Here is an 18,584-nt window from a genome sequence, read left to right on the forward strand (position 1 = left end):
CTGCCCTACCGGGCCCAGTTCGTCATGCCTCCGGGCAGCAGCAAACCGCCTCTGTTGCTGCCCGGCCGCCTCCGCCCCGCCAGAAGGGATACCTGCACCCCATGGCCCGCGAAATCGGCCTGCACCACGTGATCAGCCCCGCCGTCAGCGACCTTCTCGCCCTCGCGAACGGCAGCGACTTCGACCGCGTCGCCGAACAGGTCCGCGACCTGCGCGGCTGCACCCACCCCGTGAACCTGCACGGCTGGACGGCCACCACCGACCCGGCCACCAAGCAAGTGGTCCGCTCGTACCGCTCCGAGGACGAGCCCTCCGGACGGCTGCTGACCACCTGCGGCAACCGCCGCTCTTCCCGTTGCCCTGCTTGCTCTCGGGTGTACGCCGCCGACACGTACCACCTCATCAAGGCCGGACTGTCCGGCGGCAAGAACGTCGCCGAAAACGTCCGCGACCACCCCCGCGCCTTCGTCACCCTCACCGCCCCGTCCTTCGGCCCCGTCCACAACCGCAAGACCGACCACGCGGGCAAGCCCCGCCCCTGCGCCTGCGGCACCCGCCACACCGAAGACGCCCCGGCGTTGGGCACCCCCCTAGCCCCGGCCACCTACGACTACACGGGCGCCGTGCTCTGGAACGCTCACGCCGGACAGCTGTGGGCACGCTTCACCACCTACCTGCGCCGCGCCCTGGCCGAACACCTCCGCATGACCCAGAAGGCACTGAACGCTGCCCTGCGCGTCTCCTTCGCCAAGGTCGCCGAGTACCAGATGCGCGGCCTGGTCCACTTCCACGCCGTGATCCGCTTCGACGGCCCCGATGGCCACACGAGCCCGCCCCCTTCCTGGGCCACCTACGACGCTCTCAAAGCCGCCGTGGGCCTGGCCGTCGAGCGCGCCCGGCTCACCGTCGAGTCCGACGCCATCGGCGAACGCATCATTGTCTGGGGCCGCGAGTTCAAGGTGGACCCCATCACTGCTCTGGGCGACGGCGAACTTACCGATGCCAGGGTTGCCGAGTACACAGACGCCAAGGTCGCCGGATACGTCGCCAAGTACGCCACCAAGAACGCCGAAGGCGCGGGCACCGTAGACCGCACCCTCATGTGCCGCCCCTGCCAGGGACGTGGATACGTACGCGGGCCCGACAGCTTCCACGACCTGTGCCCCGACTGCGAGGGCAGCGGACAAGCCGAACCCATCAAGGCCCTCCCCGTTCAGCAGCACGCCCGGCAGATGATCCGCACGGCTTGGGCGCTGGGCCACCTCCCGGAGTTCGCCCACCTCAAGCTCTGGAAGTGGGCCCACATGCTCGGCTTCCGCGGCCACTTCTCCAGCAAATCCCGCGCCTACTCCACCACCCTCCGCGCACTGCGCGACGTACGCAGAGCCTGGCGCCTCGCCCAGGCCGAAGCCGCCCGCGCCTCCGCTGGCCTCCCCGTCAGTGACGAGAACACCACCCTCGTCACCGCCTCCTCCTGGACCTACCTCAGCAGCGGCTACCGCTCCGGCGAAGAACTCCTCGCCGCCCAAGTCCGCCATGAACTAGCCGCTACCCGCGACCTCAAGGAACGCGCGAAGACCGAAGGAGCCCCCTGGCTGTGACCGCCCACCGTGACCAGAAGCTCACCCTGGCCGAAGTGCTCGACGAGATCGGGCTTTCGCGGGCAGCGTTCTATCGCATGCGGGCTCGCGGCTACGCCCCGAAGTGCTTGAAGCTCCCCAACGGCCAGATTCGCATACGCCGTTCAGATCTCGATGCCTGGTTCGCCACCTGTGAGGTCTCCACATGCTGACGTACGACGTTCAGGTCTGGAGCATCCGGAAGCGGGCCAACCGCGCTGCGGCCTACCAACTTCGCTGGCGTGTCGGGCCCCGTCCCTTCTCCAAGAGCTACAAGATCAAGGCCCAAGCTGACGGCCGCCGTTCAGAGCTGCTGTCCGCCCTGCGCAACCGCGAGCAGTTCGATTCGGAAACTGGTCTGCCTTCCTCCGAGATCCAGGCTCCCAAGCCACCCACCTGGTACGCGCACACCCTCGCGTACACGGACATGAAGTGGCCCGGTGTCTCGGCCAAGCACCGTGCGGGCATCGCTGATGCGTTGGCCACGGTCACACCTCGGCTGATCAAGGACAGCCGTGGGGCCCCGTCGACGAAGGTACTCCGGGCCGCGCTCTACTCCTGGGCCTTCCGCTTCGTCCTGGACGACGACGGGAAGTGGAACCGCCGTGCGGATGTGGTGACGCCACCTGAGGACATCGCGGCGGCGCTCGACTGGATCGCCCGCAAGTCCGTGGACATCACCGACCTCAACACCCCCTCCGTGGTGCGCTCCGCCCTCGACGCGCTCTCACAGAAGATGGACGGCACGGCCGCCGCCGACAACACGGTGAACCGCAAGCGGACCGTGTTCAGCAACTGCCTGCGGTACGCCGTGGAGCGGGAGTTGATGACAACGCTCCCCCTCGACAAGGTGGACTGGACGCCCCCGGAATCCGATGGCGAGATCGATTTCCGCTTCGTGCCCGGCCCAAAGCTGGCACGGAAGCTGATCGAGGCTGTGGGAGCCCAGGGGGAGCGCGGCCGACACCTGAGGGCATTCTTCGGCTGCCTGTACTACGCGGCCAATCGCCCCGGTGAGGCGTCCAATCTCTGTGAGTCGGACTTCACCCTGCCCGAAGAGGGCTGGGGAGAGGTACTCCTGTCGATCAGCACGCCCCGCGTCGGCTCTGGGTGGACGGACACGGGCGAGTCGTTCGACTCACGCGGCTTGAAGAAGCGCGCCCGGAAGGCGACTCGACCCGTCCCCATTCCGCCCGTCCTGGTCCGCATGATCCGCGAGCACGTCAAGGAGTTCGGTACCCCCGATGACGGCCGTATGTTCCGTGCGGTCCAAGGCGGGCATCTCCTGTCCAAGGAGTACGGGGAGCTCTGGAAGGCGGCTCGACTCGCAGTGCTGTCGGACTCCGAAGCGGCCTCGCCCCTGGCGGAGGTGCCCTACTCGCTGCGGCATGCGGGCGTGTCGCTCTGGCTTGAGTCGGGGGTCTCCCCGGCAGAGGTCGCCCGCCGCGCGGGCCACAGCATCGCTGTCCTCTTTCGCTTCTACGCGAAGGCCATTCACCGCAGCCAGGATCGGTCGAATCGCCAGATTGAGGCGGCGCTACACGCCGCAGAGTCAGATGACGAGTAACTGATCCGACTACCTCCGTCCGCTGAATAGGGCCCCTCAGCTCAGCCCCTCTCGCTCACTCACGCGAGGGGGGCTGTCGTACTTGGCTGCGCAAAGAATTCCTCCACGGATGGGTAGTTGGATCTGTACTATCCGCATATGACCAGTACGCCTCGCGAACGGCTTTCTGTACGTCTGGGCATCCGAGAGTCCCTCGACCACGCCCCCTACGAAGGCGTACCGGCGCATCTGAAGGATCCGTTGCGTAGGTGGATCAGGAGCCACTTCAGCAACGTCGATCCACAAGCTGACGAAATCTGCATGCAGCTCCGGATCGCCCTCCGGCAGGGCGAGTTTTCCCGTGAGGCACTCATGAATGCCGATGAGACGACCACGCTGGATGTGGTTGACGCCATCCTGGGCTCGGAGGACCCCGACCTGGGAGGAGATTACGAAGACACCCTCGCCCGGATGCTCAACGTCGCTGGTTCCGCCTACCGGGTCAATGAAGCTGGAGACGGCCTGGAGTTGAGGGTCGATCCAGCCGTGCGTGAGTCGGTTGGTCAGGCAGTCTCAGACGCCCAGAGCAACCCTTCCACCGGCTCTGGAGCGGAGCACCTCGCCGCAGCTTGGCAGGCGTCCTACGGGCTGCACCCCGATCCCGTCCGGGCTTACAGCGAGGCCATCAAAGCCGTGGAGTCCGCCGCACACGGAGTCATCCAGCCCAACCACGCCCGAGCGACGCTCGGCACGATGCTGGGTGAGATAGGCAATGCCCAGGGGAAGTTCGTAACCACGCTTTCCACTCCCACAGGGAAAGATCCCATCGCACCGGTAGAGGCCATGATGCGCGCGTTGTGGGACGGGCAGACATCGCGGCATGGCAAGCAGACCGTGACCGTACCGGAGACCCTCGAATCAGCACGTTCTGCTGTCCACCTCGCTGCCACGCTGGTGCAGTGGTTCGCCTCGGGGGCTGTGACTCGTAGCCCCTGACGTGGTCCACGCCTGGTCCACACGCACTGATCAACAGCGCTACAGACGCGGATCAAGGTGAGACAACAGTTGCCAACAAGGGGTGCCCCAGAACTGGGGCACCCCTTGTGACCAGCGCACACGCTGATCTGCTGCGGTGGGTGTGGGATTTGAACCCACGGTGACTCTCGCCACGACGGTTTTCAAGACCGTTCCCTTAGGCCGCTCGGGCAACCCACCCCGCACCGCCGGTCAGGGCGGTGCGGGGACAAGAGTAGCGGGTCAGCTCTCGCCCTTGCGCTGGCCCAGGACCACGTCGGTCGTGTGCTCCTTGCCGTCGCGCTTGTACGTGATCTCTACGGTGTCGCCCGGCTTGTGGGTCCAGATCTGGCCGATCAGGGTCGGGCCGCTGTCGATCACCGTGTCATCCAGCTTCGTGATGACGTCGCCGGGCTTGAGGCCCGCCTTGTCCGCGGGACCGTTCGGGGTGACCGCCTGCGAACCGCTCGCGCCCTCCCGGGAGATCGTGGCGCCGCCCGTGTTCTCCTGCAGGGCGACCGAGGCACCGATCACGGGGTAGACGGCCTGGCCGTTCTTGATCAGCTGCTGGGCGACGTACTTGGCCTGGTTGACCGGGATCGCGAAGCCGAGGCCGATCGAGCCGGACTGGCCGCCTCCGCCGCCGAGGCCGCCGCCGCTCTCCGCGGGCTTGATCGCGGAGTTGATGCCGATGACCGCGCCGCCCGCGTCGAGCAGCGGACCGCCGGAGTTGCCGGGGTTGATGGAGGCGTCGGTCTGCAGGGCGCTCATGTACGAGCTCTTGCTGCTCGCGCCGTCGCTGGAGGTCACCGGGCGGTCCTTGGCGCTGACGATGCCGGTGGTGACCGTGTTCGAGAGGCCGAAGGGGGCGCCGATGGCGATCGTCGAGTCGCCGACGGCCACCTTGTCGGAGTTGCCGAGGGGGAGGGGCTTCAGATTCGACGGCGGGTTCTTGAGCTTGATGACCGCCACGTCATAGCCCTCGGCACGGCCGACCACCTCGGCGTCGTACTTCTTGCCGTCCGAGAACGTCGCCGCGAGCTTCCCGCCGTCGGCGGCGGAGGCCACGACGTGGTTGTTCGTAAGGATGTGGCCCTGCTTGTCGTACACGAAGCCGGTGCCCGTGCCGCCCTCGCCGTTGCCGCCCTGGGCCTCGATGGTGACGACGCTGGGCAGCGCCGTGCTCGCGATGTCGGCGACCGTACCGGGATCGCGTTTGAGGTCGGCCGGGGTGTTCGACGCGGAGACGGTGGTCGAGCCCGTGCTGTTGTCGTTCCGGTCGGCCGCCCAGAAGCCGATGCCGCCGCCGACGCCGCCCGCGACGAGCGCGGCCACGAGCACCGCGGCGATCAGGCCGCCGCGACGGCCCGCGGGCTTGGACCCCTCCGGGTGCTGCGCCGCGTACGAAGAGCCCCAGCCGGAGCCTCCGCCCTGGGCGTACGCAGGAACGGTGGGCGGCGGCGGCGGAGGCGGCCAGGCTCCGGCACCGGAGGCGTGCGGGGGCGTGCCTGCGGTGGTACCAGCGTGCGGGGGAGCCTGGTGCGCCGCCGGTTCCTGGCCGGGCGCGGCGGACTGCGCCGCGGGGGCGGGCGTCGCGGGGTCGGGCGCGGCGGGCGGCGCCGCGCGGTCGGCGGAAGCTGCGGGAGATTCCACCGGCACAGGAGGCGCTGACGGGGCCGGGGGTACCTCGTTGCCCTCGTTCTCGGTGCTCACAGCTCTTCTCCTCGGTCCACGCTGTCGTTCTCGGTCACGGCCTGGCTGTGCCCAACTGTGCATGTGTCTGCAGTCAGCTTTTCCCATGGGCTGTCAGGGCACCATAAGCCGATCCTGTGGATCCGGCTCTGTGTGCACCACCGTGGGCAAGCCTGCGGGTACCCCGTGATGGCACCATGACGCGGTGACCCTCGCACGACAGCAACAGATCCAGGTCGTCGCCCACCGCGGAGCCTCCGAAGACGCCCCCGAGCACACGCTGGCCGCGTACAAGAAAGCGGTCGAGGACGGTGCCGACGCTCTCGAATGCGACGTACGCCTCACTGCGGACGGGCACCTCGTCTGCGTCCACGACCGTCGCGTGAACCGGACGTCGAACGGCCGGGGCGCCGTGTCGGCCCTCGAGCTATCCGACCTCGCCACCCTCGACTTCGGCTCCTGGAAGAACAACCACGGTGAGGCCGACGAAGGGCCCGACTGGGAGGACACCTCCGTCCTCACCCTGGAGCGGCTCCTGGAGCTGGTGGCCGAAAGCAACGCTTCGGGGCGCAACGTCCAGCTGGCCATCGAGACCAAGCACCCGACCCGCTGGGCGGGGCAGGTCGAGGAAAGGCTGCTCCTCCTATTGAAGCGCTTCGGTTTGGACTGCCCACCCTCCGATGGCCCCTCTCCCGTACGCGTCATGAGCTTCTCGGCGCGCTCCCTGCACCGGGTGCGGGCCGCGTCCCCCACCCTGCCGACCGTCTATCTGATGCAGTTCGTCTCGCCGCGCCACCGCGACGGCCGCCTCCCCGAGGGCGTTCGGATCGCCGGTCCCGGCATGCGGATCGTCCGCAACCACCCCGCCTACGTGGCCAAACTCAAACGCGCGGGACACCAGGTGCACGTGTGGACCGTGAACGAACCCGAGGACGTGGAGCTCTGCGCCGAACTCGGCGTCGACGCCATCATCACCAATCGCCCCAAGCAGGTGCTGTCCCAGTTGGGCCGTCGCTAACCGCCATCCCATCGGTTACGGGGTGTGCACCGGCGCGTTCGGTCCGTATTCGATCGTTACGAGTGCGTCACCGCACAAGGATTGGCCGGTTTCCGGTCCAGTCCATTGGGGCATTCACACCGTGGCGTGGGGCGAAGGAGGTCTCGGGGGTGGCGTTGGTGGTGGCACGGGAGGTGCCCGCGTCGTCGAGCATGGCCGTACCCCATGGCCCTGCGGGCGTGGGAGAAGCAAGGCACCGGATGCGTGATCAGTTGCGCGGGAACGGGGTGCCGGAAACGGTCGTCGACGATGCCGTACTGATCCTTTCGGAATTGCTCAGCAATGCCTGCCGGCACGGCAGGCCGCTGGGCGAAGGAATGGTCGGCGACGGTGATGTCCGGGCCGCCTGGCGCGTGGACGCGACAGGCCGGCTGACGGTCGAGGTGACGGACGGCGGTGGACCGACCCGCCCCGTTCCGGCCACGCCCTCGGTCACCGCGCACGGCGGGCGCGGGCTCAACATCATCACGGCCCTCGCCGAGGCCTGGGGCGTCCGCGACGACACCCACGGCGAGGTCACGGTCTGGGTGGTCGTCCATGCCGGGCAGTGTCACGAGGACTTCGCTACGCGCGTCGCGGCCCCCTCGGCCGCCGGGATACCCGACCTCGCGTACGCCGACCCGTTCGACGACCGCGACTGACGACCGTGGTCCGACGACCGCGACCGCCCGCCGCAACCGACCGCCGCGGGCGGCGGCCACCGACGAGGATCACGACCTGCGACCGCCCGGCGGCTCCCACCGCCCCAGGCTGAATCCCGGCGCCCCCTGGGCGAGCGGCTAGGCTCGCGCCCGTACGCCCCAAGGCGTACGAAGAGCCACGCTGTAAAGCCGCATCCGGGAGACACCCAAGATGGCCAAGAAGCGCCCTCAGACCAAGGGCAAGCAGCCGCAGCTGACGGACGGACAGGTCCCTGTCGTCGGTGCCCGCGAACCCTGCCCCTGCGGTTCGGGCCGCCGTTACAAGGCCTGTCACGGCCGGGCCGCCGCGCACGCGGCGACCGAGCTGGTGCACCGCCCCTTCGAAGGCCTGCCCGGCGAGGGCGACTGGGTGGCCCTGCGCGAGCTCGTCCCGGCGGCGACCGTCGAACTGCCCCTCAAGGACGGACTGCCGGACGGCGTGCCCTCCGTCTCCCTGGCGACCGTCCTGCCGATGGCCTGGCCCGCGCTGCGCCGCGACGACGGCTCGGTCCTGCTCGGCCTGCAGAACGACACCGCGTCCGGCGACATCAGCCGCGACCTCGCCGACACCCTCCAGCGCGCCCTGACCGCCGAGCCCGGCTCTCCGGTCCAGGCCCGCCGCGCCCCCGCCGACGGGCCGCGCCTGCAGGACCTCCTGGACCCCGAGGGCGCATTCGAGCCGATCGTGCACGCCGGCTTCGAGTTCTGGGTGCCGGACTCGGAGAACGCGTCCACGGAGGTCTCCGCGTCCCTGGAGCGGGCGAACGCCGCCGCCATCCCGACCGTGCGGCTCTCCGGCGTGGACTCCGCATACTGGTGCGAGACGCCGGAGAAGAACCACCTGCGCTGGGTCATGCCGCACCCCGAGGAGCAGCTCCTCGACGCGCTCGCGCGGCTGCACGCGGCCGGTACGTCGAGCCTCGGCGACGGCACCCGTCTCGTCGGCTCCTTCCGGGCGCACGGTCTGACGGTCCCGGTGTGGGACCTGCCGACCGGAATGAGCGCCGAGGACATCGAGAAGCCCGCCGCGGAGTTCGCCGAGCGGCTCGCGACGGCGCTGGGCAGCGATGCCCCGCTCACGCCGGAGGAGCGCCGGGCGCGCGGCGGTCTCACCAACCGCCAGGTGACGCTGAGCTGACCCACCAGTCAGTCGGACGGGGAGCGTGACTCCTGTCACAACTCCCCGTCGTCGCAGGTAAATCCCTGTCTGGATATCCGAGATCGAATTTGCCCAGAGCAGATCTCTTGTTACCGTTCAGGTAGCCCGGTTGCTGGTGCATCCCCCGTCGCCAGCAACCGGGCGCTTTCATGTCCGGCCCGCTGTCCGGCCTGACCTGCTGTCTCAACTGGCCTTCGGTCGAGCGGAGTTGCTCCCGGAGCGCAGCAGCAACGGTCCGCCACTCCCGTCGGCGAACTCCACCACCGCCGCATACGCCCCGGCATTCCCCACCGTTCGCTCCCGGGGCGTCTCGCACGCCCCCGGCTCGTCCGCCGCGCCGACCGCGCAATGCACTTGGACGGTGCGTCCGCGGGGGCCCATAACGGTCAGTACGGCGCTCAGCTCATCACCGGTCGTGTTGCGGTAGTACGTGCGCCCCCAGGTGTCCTGCCCCTGGGTCAGGACGCACGTCTGGGCCTCGATGCCCTTGGGGGAGGTCACTTCGGGGCCGCACTGTGCGGAAGTGTCGAGGCCGAGCCCCGTGAGGAGCGACGAGCCGTCCCCGGACGAGGACGCAGACGAAGACGAGCCCTCCGTAGAAGGCCGTTTCGAAGTCGGCTTCTCCGTGGAGGGCTGTTTCGCGTCCGGATCCGGCGCCGTTCCCGGTGCCGCGTCCGCCGGTCGCTCCGACGGCTTGGCGTCGGCGTCGCCGTCACCCACAGGCCCCGCGGACGCGCCGGCGAGCGGCAGGAAAACCGTAATGGCCACGACGCCCATGAGCGCGATCAGGCGGGGGTTCATAAGGCCTGACAGTAACGACGTTTGCTGGGCGCCCGGCTCGCCGCGCGCCCATTTCCCCTACAACTCGGGCGCGCTCACACCCGTACGAGTGAGCGCGTCGACCACCGCGTCCACCACGGCCTCGACATCGGGCACCCACGGGGCTGCCGAGCCGGGCAGCGGAGCCCGCTCCCAGCCCACCGGACCCTGACCCGTCTCCGAGGGCGGCAGGGCGATGTATCCGCCCTCTCCGTGGAAGCGCAGTGAGCCCGGTACGTAGTCCTTGGCGTACAGCAGCTCGCCCAACTGCTCCATGGAGTACGGCGCTACGAGCAGGAAGACGCGGGCGGGGGTCGCCACGACCGGGCCGAGCCTGATGCCCATCTCGTCGAGCGCGGCCAGCGCGCGCGCACCCGCGATGGCGGGCAGGCTGACGGCGCACGGGGCGCCGACGCCGGTCGCGAGCACGATGGGAGCGTCCGGGCGGTTCGTCCACCACCAGCTCACCATGCGCTCGTCGGTCGTCGCGGTCAGCAGACCTGGGTCGAGGGGGTGGGCTCCTGGCACCGTGCAGTCGGGGTCGGGGCAGGCGCAGCGGGTGCCGTCTCGCCGGTCGAGGCCGACGCCGGGCACCACGGGCCACTTCCATGCCGTCGCAAAGGTCAGGGCCGCGCCCTTCAGGCCGGGACTCCGGTCAGACTTCCTGCCGGTGAGCCTGGACAGGAGCCTGCTTCGCCTTCCGAGGATCTCGCGCATGAGCGCTCGTTCCTTTCCGTTTACACGCCGAGGAACACGGCGGGCCACATCACACCATGTGTGGATCACTTCGCTGTGCGTAGAACTGGCGCATCACACCCCAGCCTGCGGCATGGGGAACCCCGAAGGGCCGAGCGTTAGCGTGGCGTGGGGTGGCGGTGCCTGGCGTTTGCTGTCCCGCGTGCTTCTCGCCGCCTCCCCCACGGGAGGATGGGGCACGGTCGTCGTGAGTTAAGACGCCCGGGTCCGTCACCAGGTTCCGGGCTGATCTCAACTGCCCCTGGTCATCACCGAGTACGTACCCATCACGGCCGCTGTGACGCGCCTCCCGTGCCTGAGGGCTCGGGAGTACCCCTTGTTGAACAATCCCAGTCGATCGCAATAGGCCGTCGCCTCAGGCACTTTTGAGCCAAGTTACCAAGATCGCGATACGTCACAGAATTCCCACGGACACCAGGAATCCCAGCTGGACAATGCTGGACATCCCCTAACCAGTGCGTGTAGATGTGGAGAACATTGCTAGCGGCGCAGAATGACATGGGGGTTTGCGATGCTATTGAGCAATACGCACCGGCCGGAAAGCCGTCAGCCATGAACGCTCCGCACCTCCCGAAAGTGGCCGGAATCGATTCAACTGTTCCGCCACCAGCCCACACTGTCGCGCCAGCCCCACAGGCCAAGGCCGCACCGACCCTCATGATCCAGGACCGGCTCGCGGGCTGGATCTCCGATCTGACCACCCTGCAGGAGCTCACCGAACGCCTGGCGCGCACGGCCACCCTCGACGAAGCCCTGCACGAACTGCTGCACGCCGGAGCCGCCCTCGTCGGCGCGCGCCGCGGCCTGCTCGTCCTCGAGCCCGCGGACGGGATCGGCCCCGACACCACCGTCGGCCTGGGCGTCACCCGTGCCGACCTCGGCCACATCGAGACGGTCCCCCGCGCCGCCACCGCCTTCGGGCGGCTGCTCGACGCGCCGCCCACGCCCCCGGGCGCCGGGACCGAGATCGTCAACGCCGACCTGCTCGCCGACAGCAGCCTCGACCCCCGTCACCGCGAGGTCGCCGTCCGGCTCGGTTACGCCGCGACGTACGCGCTGCCCCTGTCCAGCGAGGCCGCGGGCCGGATCGGCGCCGCAGTCTGGCTGTACGACGAGCCCGCGGAGCCCGGCGAGCGTCAGCGCCACCTCGTCGGCCTCTACGTGCGCCAGGCCGCCGAGCACCTGGCGCGGCTGCTCGAACTGGACCGTGCCCGCACGACGGAGACCACCCTGCGCGAGGAGCTGCTGCCCTCGCGTCTGCCGCGGGTCGCCGGGGTGCAGCTCGCCGCGCGGCACCGCACCTGCGCGCTCGGAGGCGGCGACTGGTTCGACGCGCTGCCGCTGCCCGACGTCGCGCTCGGTCTCGCGGCCGGGTCCGTCACCGGGTCCGGGCCGAGCGCCGTGGCCGCGATGGGGCGCCTGCGGGCCTCCTTGCGGGCGTATGCCGTCATGGAGGGCGAGGACCCCGTCGCCGTACTGTCCGATCTGGAGCTGCTGCTGCGGCTCACCGAACCGGCCCGTTCGGCGACGGCTCTCTTCGCGTACTGCGAGCCGGCCCAGCGCAAGATCATCCTGGCCGGTGCCGGACACAGCCCGCCGCTGGTGATCGGCGAGCGGCGCACGGAGTTCGTGGAGACGTCGCTGTCGGCGCCGCTGGGGATGCTCGCGTGCTGGGAGGCACCCAGCGTGGAGTTCAGGACGGAGCCGGGAGAAACGGTGCTTCTCTATACGGACGGCCTGCTGCACCGCACCGGTGACCCGATGGACCGGGCCTTCGCGCGGCTGCACGCGGCGGCGGCCGGGGTGCCGAAGACGGTGCGCGACGATCCGGACGCGCTCGTCGATCACATCCTGCGGACGGTGCTGCCGGACGGGCTCGACACGGCCGACAGCGACGAGGACGTGGTTCTCCTCGCGGCCCGTTTCGAGTGACTCCCGCGATACGCCATGTAATGGGCCTTCTGGCTCTGGGACCCCTTCCGTACGCCCGTACGATGGAGGGGGCCCAGTGTCGTACATAGGAGGCAGATCGTGTCGGAGGAGCTCAATCCGGAGAACCCGGAGATCCCGGAAGACCTGGAGATCGAGTCCGAGGAAGAGCCGATCAAGCAGCGCAAGAACGGCCTGTACCCGGGAGTCTCCGACGAGCTCGCCGAGAACATGAAGTCCGGCTGGGCCGACACGGAGCTGCACGACCTGCAGCCGATCGCCCAGACCGCGCACACCGCCGCCCGCCGTGCCGCGCTCTCCGCGCGCTTCCCGGGCGAGCGTCTCGTGATCCCCGCGGGCAACCTCAAGACCCGCTCGAACGACACGGAGTACGCCTTCCGCGCCTCCGTCGAGTACGCGTACCTGACCGGCAACCAGACCGAGGACGGCGTCCTCGTCCTGGAGCCGACGGACTTCGCGGACGGCACGAGCGGCCACGAGGCCACCATCTACCTGCTGCCGCGCTCCAACCGCGAGAACGGCGAGTTCTGGCTGGACGGCCAGGGTGAGCTGTGGGTCGGCCGCCGGCACTCCCTCACCGAGGCCGAGACGCTGTACGGCATCCCCGCGTCCGACGTGCGCGAGCTGGCCGAACACCTGCGCGAGGCGACCGGTTCCGTCCGTGCCGTCCGCGGCTACGACGCCGGCATCGAGGCCGCGCTGACCGACAAGGTCACCGCCGAGCGCGACGAGGAGCTGCGCGTCTTCCTCTCCGAGGCCCGTCTGGTCAAGGACGAGTTTGAAGTCGGCGAGCTGCAGAAGGCGTGCGACGCGACGGCGCGCGGCTTCGAGGACGTCGTACGGGTCCTGGACAAGGCCGAGGCGACCAGCGAGCGCTACATCGAGGGCACGTTCTTCCTGCGCGCCCGCGTCGACGGCAACGACATCGGCTACGGCTCCATCTGTGCCGCAGGCCCGCACGCCACGACGCTGCACTGGGTGCGCAACGACGGCGCCGTGCGCTCCGGGGAGCTGCTGCTCCTCGACGCCGGTGTGGAGACGCACACGTACTACACCGCCGACGTGACGCGGACACTGCCGATCAACGGCCGCTTCAACGAGCTCCAGCGGAAGATCTACGACGCCGTGTACGAGGCCCAGGAGGCCGGTATCGCGGCCGTGCGGCCCGGCGCCAAGTACCGCGACTTCCACGACGCCGCGCAGCGTGTGCTCGCCGAGAAGCTCGTGGAGTGGGGCCTCGTCGAGGGCCCGGTCGAGCGTGTCCTGGAGCTGGGCCTCCAGCGCCGCTGGACCCTGCACGGCACCGGCCACATGCTCGGCATGGATGTCCACGACTGCGCGGCCGCGCGCCGAGAGACGTACGCCGACGGTGTCCTGGAGCCCGGCATGTGCCTGACCGTCGAGCCCGGTCTGTACTTCCAGGCGGACGACCTGACGGTGCCGGAGGAGTACCGCGGCATCGGCGTGCGGATCGAGGACGACATCCTCGTGACGGCCGACGGCAACAAGAACCTGTCGGCTTCGCTGCCGCGGCGTGCCGATGACGTCGAGGCGTGGATGGCCGAGCTCAAGGGCTGATCGTCCGTGATCTGATCTGCCGCGACCTGCCGGACCGGGCCTCTTCTTTAGGAAGGGGCCCGGTTTCGCGTTTCCGGGGCCATGCGGTCGTCTCCCAGGGACCTAGCGCTCGTCCTCGCCCGCCACCTTGGCGGTGCTCAGGGCTATGCGGTTCCAGGTGTTGATGGTGAAGATCAGGGCCAGGACGTGGCCCAGCTCCGTCTCGTCGAAGTGCGCCGCCGCGCGGGCGTAGACGTCGTCCGGGATGCCGCCCCGGTGGACGAGCGTGACGGCCTCGGTCAGGTCGAGGGCCGCCTGCTCCTTCTCCGTGAAGAAGTTCCTGGCCTCGCGCCATACGCCGACCATGTGCAGCCGCGCCTCGTCCTCGCCCGCCTTGCGCGCGTCGGAGGTGTGCATGTGGAGGCAGTACGCGCAGCCGTTGAGCAGGGAGGCGCGGATCTGGATCAGCTCGACCAGGGCCGGGTCGAGACCGTCTCGGGCGGCGGCGTCGAGTCCGATCACGGCCTTGAAGGCCTTGGGGGCGGCCTTGGCGAAGTTGAGGCGGGGAGCGGGGGTGGGGGCGGGGGCGAGGGTCCGTGCGGCGGCCTGGGCGGTGGTCTGCGTGGCGTTCTCGTTGTTCGTCATGACCATGAATCTACGGGTGGGATAGACCTTCGATAGGGTGCATTCCCATGGCGGAATCATGGGTCAATTTGGCCGAGCGCATCGGGAGTGACCTACACCTGGAGCTCTCCGGAGCGGGTGGCCGCCGTGCCGTCCTCATCCGTGCGCTGCGGGACGCCGTGCGCGAGGGGCGGCTCGCTCCGGGGACACGGCTTCCGCCCTACCGCTCCCTCGCCGCCGATCTGGGCATCGCCCGCAACACCGTCGCCGACGCGTACGCCGAGCTGGTCGCCGAGGGCTGGCTGACCGCACGGCAGGGTTCCGGCACCCGGGTGGCCGACCGGGCGGCGCCTCCCGCGCGCACCCGCGTCCCCAAGCGGGCCCCCACCCGGCCCGCGACACCCGCCCCGCCCGCGTACGACCTGCGCCAGGGCCAGCCGGACGCCGCCTCCTTCCCGCGTACCGCCTGGCTCGCCGCGGCCCGGCGTGCCCTCAACTCCGCGCCGAACGAGGCCTTCGGGCCGGGTGACCCACAGGGGCGCGTCGAGCTGCGCCGGGCGCTCGCCGGATACCTGGGGCGCGCCCGCGGAGTGCGCACCGACCCGGAGCGGATCGTGGTCTGCTCCGGCTTCGCGCACGCCCTGCGGCTGCTGTTCGGGGCCGGGGGCGGCGGAATGCTGCGCGGGCCGCTGGCCGTGGAGTCGTACGGCCTCGGCTTTCATCGGTCGATCCTCGCGACCGCGGGCGTACGGACGGTTCCGCTCGGCCTCGACGAAAAGGGCGCCCGGATCGAGGAGTTGACCGAAAGTCAGCGAGTCCGGGGTGTACTGCTCACGCCCGCACACCAGTTCCCGACCGGCGGCCCGCTGCACCCGACCCGGCGCACGGCGGTGATCGACTGGGCGCGCGCCCGCGACGGCCTCGTCCTGGAGGACGACTACGACGGCGAGTTCCGCTACGACAGGGAGCCGGTGGGCGCCGTACAGGGCCTGGATCCCGAACGCGTCGTCTACATGGGCTCGGTCAGCAAGAGCCTCTCTCCGGGAGTGCGCCTCGGGTGGCTTGTTCTGCCCGAACACCTCATCGACGGAGTGCTCGCGGCGAAGGGCGAACGCGAGGCGTGGGCCAGTGTCATCGACCAGCTCACGCTCGCCGATCTGATCGAGTCGGGCCACTACGACCGGCACATCCGCCGCATGCGTCAGCGCTACCGCAACCGCCGCGACCAGCTCGTCATCGCCCTCGCCACGCACGCCCCGCACATCAGCCCGACCGGCGTCGCCGCCGGCCTGCACGCCGTCCTGCGGCTGCCGCCCGGCACCGAACAGTCCACGGCCAAGGCAGCCGCCTGGCAGGGCCTCGCACTGGAGGGCCTCGCCGGTTTCCGCCACCCGGAGGCCACGATGCCCGCGCCCGACGGCCTGGTCGTCGGCTACTCCACGCCTCCGGAGCACGCCTACGGAGCGGCACTGGAGGCCCTGTGCAGGGCACTGCCGCCCGGCTGAGCGGGGAAGAGGGCCCGGCAGACCCCCGGGAGACCAGATGGGGCTTCTACAGCGTTGGAAGGGTGCTCAGGCCGTGACGAGCGGTGCGTCCTCGCGCCACTTGAGGATCTTGTCGAAGCTGATCACCGCGCCGCCCCTGCCCCCCGGCTCGTTGCCGAAGTGGACGTGATCGGCGAGCTCCTGGATGAGGTACAGCCCGCGTCCGTGTTCGGCGCTGTCGGATGCGGGCTGCGCGACGGGGACGAATCCCGGGCCGGAGTCGGCCACTTCGATATGGCACTTCTCGCCGTCCAGGTACGCCGTCACCCGATAGGCCCCGGCCGCCCCCTCGGGAGGCACCGCCGCTCCACCGTGCTCCACCGCGTTGGCACAGGCCTCGCTGAGCGCCACCGACAGGTCGTACGAGACGTCGGGATCCACCCCCGCGGTCTCCATCGTGCCCATCAGCAAGCGGCGGGCCAGCGGGACGCTCGCAGCTTCGCGCCGCAAATGGAGAGACCACCACATGCTCATGCTCCAGCCTCCTGGCCGCGGCTCGACATACCGATACGTATTGCCGCAAGCGCCCGTGTGTAAGCGCGTAGTTGAAGTGATGCCGCCCATACGGCGGACGCGCGGATGGCTCGGGACGGTGTAGACACGCCTCTCACGAGCCACTTTCGGGCCCCCGCCCAAAGGCGCCCATTCGTGGCCGACGGACACCGATCGGCACTCATCGGCACTCATCGGCATCCATGGGAGCTTGCGGACCTGCCGTATGAGGCGGGTAAGCCCAGTGCAATGATGTTCCGGCCATGACTGCCCCCCACCCGCACGAAACGCGCACCGGAGTAGACCTCCGGCTGCTGAGAGCCGCGGTGTTCGCCGTGCTCTGCGTCGTGCTGTCCGCCGGGGGCCATGTGCTCGCTTCCTGCGCCGCCGTCCCGCTGTGGACGCTCGGCGTCGGATTCCTCGCCGTTTTCGCCCTCGCGGCACCGCTCGCCGGGCGTGAGCGGTCACTGCCGGGCATCGCCGCCCTGCTCGCTGCCGGGCAGGTGGGACTGCACGCGCTCTTCGGAGCCGGGCAGCACGGGAGCACGGCGGTGGCGTCCACTGACCCCTCCCTGATGGAGCGGGCCGCGCGCATCGTGTGCGGGGCCGGCGCCGCCAGCATCAGCCCCGCCCAGGCCCACCGGATCCTGACGACGGCCGGCGTGGAGCCGGGCGGCGGGGCCACCGGCCACGCCCTCCACCACAGCTCCCCGGCCACCACGGCGGCGGACTCGGCGATGGGCTCCATGTCGCTGCTCCCGTCGCTTCCCATGCTCCTGGGGCACGTACTCGCCGCCGTGACCGCCGGATGGCTGCTGCGCCGCGGCGACATCGCGCTGCTCCGACTCGTGCGGCTCTCGGCGCACGGGGCGTATGGAGTCGCCGAGGGGGCTCTCATTCGTTCCCTGCGCGGCGCGCTCGCCCTCGTATGCGCCCTCCGCGCCGGACTTCCCGGAGCGCCCGACGCGGATCTCCGCGCGCCCCGTACGGCCTTCTTCGGACCACCGAAGCCGCACACCTCCGCGCTCCAGCACACGGTGATCAGGCGAGGGCCGCCGGCCTCCGCCGCACTCGCACTCGCTGCCTGACGCGACGCACTCCTACCGCAGCACTACGGAGAGGTGCCTCACGCCCGGCGGCATCCACGCGCGCGTGCCCGCTCGGTTCGTTGCCGCGCGCACTCTCCCCGGTCACCGCCGCCGATCTCGTCGGCACCGCTGACCACCACCGCTGAAAGTGGAGTGTTCCGCCATGTCTGTTCTGTCTGCGCTGTCCACCGTGAAGGCCTCCCGCGTCTCCGTCGTCGGTGGCGTCGCCGCCTCCGCCGTCCTGCTGCTCTCCGTCCCCGCCTTCGCGCACGTCAGCGTCACGGCCGAGGGCCAGGCCGCCAAGGGCGGCTACGCCACGGTCAACTTCAAGGTCCCGAACGAGATGGACGACGCCTCGACCAACAAGCTCGAGGTCTCCTTCCCCAAGGACCACCCGCTCGCCTCCGTCATGACGCAGGACATCCCCGGCTGGACCGCGAAGGTCACCAAGACGAAGCTCGACAAGCCGCTCGAGATGCACGGCGAGAAGATCGACGAGGCCGTCTCCAAGGTCACCTGGACCGCCGACGGCAAGGGTGTCCGGCCGGGCACCTTCCAGAAGTTCCCGCTCTCCATCGGCGCGCTGCCCGAGGACGCGGACGAGCTCGTCTTCAAGGCCGTCCAGACGTACGACAACAAGGACGTCGTCCGCTGGATCGAGCCGCAGCAGAAGGGCCAGGAGGAGCCGGAGCACCCGGCGCCCGCCCTCGCCCTGACCGCCGCGTCCGAGGACGGCCACGGCGCCGCCGCGTCTCACGACGACGCCAAGGAAGACGCCACGTCGGACGACAAGAGCGAGTCCGCCGCCTCCTCCGACAGCAGCGACTCCACCGCCCGCGTCCTCGGCATCGTCGGCATCGTCGTCGGCGCCGCCGGTGTGGCGTTCGGCGTGCTCGCCGGTCGTCGGCGCGCCAACAGCTGAGCCACCCTTCGGGCCGCATCGGGGGCGTTACGACCGCCCCCGATGCGCCCGGGCCCCCTCACATC

At 70.0% G+C, this 18,584-nt stretch carries 17 protein-coding genes and 1 tRNA gene; 12 read left to right on the plus strand and 6 right to left on the minus strand.

Going from position 1 to position 18,584, the window contains the following annotated elements; genetic code table 11:
- The first annotated feature begins 101 nt into the window (after nucleotides 1-101).
- The 4 genes from AB0E78_RS05855 (at nucleotide 102) to AB0E78_RS05870 (ending at nucleotide 4,161) form a co-directional block, all read left to right on the plus strand.
- Entirely contained in the window at nucleotides 102-1,601 is a 1,500-nt protein-coding gene (locus AB0E78_RS05855; RefSeq protein ID WP_361828789.1) for a replication initiator, read from the plus strand.
- Nucleotides 1,598-1,792, plus strand: coding sequence for a helix-turn-helix domain-containing protein (locus AB0E78_RS05860; RefSeq protein WP_361828790.1), 195 nt, complete (start codon nucleotides 1,598-1,600; stop codon nucleotides 1,790-1,792). Before AB0E78_RS05855 ends, AB0E78_RS05860 begins: the two co-directional genes overlap by 4 nt.
- Nucleotides 1,786-3,186: a site-specific integrase gene (locus AB0E78_RS05865; protein ID WP_361828792.1), complete on the plus strand. Its 1,401-nt coding sequence runs from the start codon at nucleotides 1,786-1,788 to the stop codon at nucleotides 3,184-3,186. The genes AB0E78_RS05860 and AB0E78_RS05865 overlap by 7 nt, the downstream gene beginning before the upstream one ends.
- 138 nt (nucleotides 3,187-3,324) lie before the next feature.
- The gene (locus tag AB0E78_RS05870) at nucleotides 3,325-4,161 is read left to right on the plus strand and encodes a hypothetical protein (RefSeq protein WP_361828794.1); all 837 of its coding nucleotides are present in this window, start codon (nucleotides 3,325-3,327) and stop codon (nucleotides 4,159-4,161) included.
- Nucleotides 4,162-4,295: 134 nt separating this feature from the next.
- Here AB0E78_RS05870 and AB0E78_RS05875 read toward each other — a convergent pair.
- Nucleotides 4,296-4,380: transfer RNA gene (locus tag AB0E78_RS05875), tRNA-Ser, on the minus strand.
- Between the two features lie 42 nt (nucleotides 4,381-4,422).
- Complete coding sequence (locus AB0E78_RS05880) at nucleotides 4,423-5,892, minus strand: trypsin-like peptidase domain-containing protein (protein ID WP_361828796.1); 1,470 nt, start codon at nucleotides 5,890-5,892, stop codon at nucleotides 4,423-4,425.
- 184 nt (nucleotides 5,893-6,076) lie between these two features.
- Here AB0E78_RS05880 and AB0E78_RS05885 point away from each other — a divergent pair, with 184 nt between their 5' ends.
- The 3 genes from AB0E78_RS05885 (at nucleotide 6,077) to AB0E78_RS05895 (ending at nucleotide 8,746) form a co-directional block, all read left to right on the plus strand.
- On the plus strand, nucleotides 6,077-6,889 hold the full coding sequence (locus AB0E78_RS05885; protein WP_361828797.1) for a glycerophosphodiester phosphodiesterase: 813 nt from the start codon (nucleotides 6,077-6,079) through the stop codon (nucleotides 6,887-6,889).
- A 62-nt stretch (nucleotides 6,890-6,951) separates the two neighbouring features.
- Nucleotides 6,952-7,569 carry an ATP-binding protein gene (locus tag AB0E78_RS05890; RefSeq protein ID WP_361828799.1) on the plus strand — a complete coding sequence of 206 codons (618 nt, stop codon included), beginning with the start codon at nucleotides 6,952-6,954 and terminating at the stop codon, nucleotides 7,567-7,569.
- A gap of 211 nt (nucleotides 7,570-7,780) precedes the next feature.
- Nucleotides 7,781-8,746: a DUF5926 family protein gene (locus tag AB0E78_RS05895; protein WP_361828801.1), complete on the plus strand. Its 966-nt coding sequence runs from the start codon at nucleotides 7,781-7,783 to the stop codon at nucleotides 8,744-8,746.
- 204 nt (nucleotides 8,747-8,950) lie between these two features.
- On the opposite strand, the gene AB0E78_RS05900 is transcribed toward AB0E78_RS05895, so the two are convergent.
- Both AB0E78_RS05900 and AB0E78_RS05905 read right to left on the minus strand, forming a co-directional pair.
- Complete coding sequence (locus tag AB0E78_RS05900) at nucleotides 8,951-9,568, minus strand: hypothetical protein (protein ID WP_361828803.1); 618 nt, start codon at nucleotides 9,566-9,568, stop codon at nucleotides 8,951-8,953.
- A 57-nt stretch (nucleotides 9,569-9,625) separates the two neighbouring features.
- Nucleotides 9,626-10,303 (minus strand): bifunctional DNA primase/polymerase, encoded by a 678-nt coding sequence (locus AB0E78_RS05905; RefSeq protein WP_361828805.1) that lies wholly within the window; start codon nucleotides 10,301-10,303, stop codon nucleotides 9,626-9,628.
- Nucleotides 10,304-10,840: 537 nt separating this feature from the next.
- On the opposite strand from AB0E78_RS05905, the gene AB0E78_RS05910 reads away from it, so the two are divergent.
- The gene (locus AB0E78_RS05910) at nucleotides 10,841-12,274 is read left to right on the plus strand and encodes a PP2C family protein-serine/threonine phosphatase (RefSeq protein WP_361828807.1); all 1,434 of its coding nucleotides are present in this window, start codon (nucleotides 10,841-10,843) and stop codon (nucleotides 12,272-12,274) included.
- A gap of 99 nt (nucleotides 12,275-12,373) precedes the next feature.
- Nucleotides 12,374-13,870 carry an aminopeptidase P family protein gene (locus AB0E78_RS05915; RefSeq protein WP_361828809.1) on the plus strand — a complete coding sequence of 499 codons (1,497 nt, stop codon included), beginning with the start codon at nucleotides 12,374-12,376 and terminating at the stop codon, nucleotides 13,868-13,870.
- 102 nt (nucleotides 13,871-13,972) lie between these two features.
- Here AB0E78_RS05915 and AB0E78_RS05920 read toward each other — a convergent pair whose 3' ends face one another.
- Nucleotides 13,973-14,494 carry a carboxymuconolactone decarboxylase family protein gene (locus AB0E78_RS05920; RefSeq protein WP_361828811.1) on the minus strand — a complete coding sequence of 174 codons (522 nt, stop codon included), beginning with the start codon at nucleotides 14,492-14,494 and terminating at the stop codon, nucleotides 13,973-13,975.
- A gap of 47 nt (nucleotides 14,495-14,541) precedes the next feature.
- Here AB0E78_RS05920 and AB0E78_RS05925 point away from each other — a divergent pair, with 47 nt between their 5' ends.
- The gene (locus tag AB0E78_RS05925) at nucleotides 14,542-15,978 is read left to right on the plus strand and encodes a PLP-dependent aminotransferase family protein (protein WP_361828813.1); all 1,437 of its coding nucleotides are present in this window, start codon (nucleotides 14,542-14,544) and stop codon (nucleotides 15,976-15,978) included.
- Between the two features lie 66 nt (nucleotides 15,979-16,044).
- On the opposite strand, the gene AB0E78_RS05930 is transcribed toward AB0E78_RS05925, so the two are convergent.
- Nucleotides 16,045-16,491, minus strand: coding sequence for an ATP-binding protein (locus AB0E78_RS05930; protein ID WP_361828815.1), 447 nt, complete (start codon nucleotides 16,489-16,491; stop codon nucleotides 16,045-16,047).
- Nucleotides 16,492-16,772: 281 nt separating this feature from the next.
- Here AB0E78_RS05930 and AB0E78_RS05935 point away from each other — a divergent pair, with 281 nt between their 5' ends.
- Nucleotides 16,773-17,597 carry a hypothetical protein gene (locus AB0E78_RS05935; protein WP_361828817.1) on the plus strand — a complete coding sequence of 275 codons (825 nt, stop codon included), beginning with the start codon at nucleotides 16,773-16,775 and terminating at the stop codon, nucleotides 17,595-17,597.
- Between the two features lie 190 nt (nucleotides 17,598-17,787).
- Nucleotides 17,788-18,519 carry a YcnI family protein gene (locus tag AB0E78_RS05940; protein ID WP_361829523.1) on the plus strand — a complete coding sequence of 244 codons (732 nt, stop codon included), beginning with the start codon at nucleotides 17,788-17,790 and terminating at the stop codon, nucleotides 18,517-18,519.
- Nucleotides 18,520-18,584 lie beyond the last annotated feature (65 nt).

Source organism: Streptomyces sp. NPDC032198 (assembly GCF_040636975.1).
GTDB lineage: Bacteria > Actinomycetota > Actinomycetes > Streptomycetales > Streptomycetaceae > Streptomyces.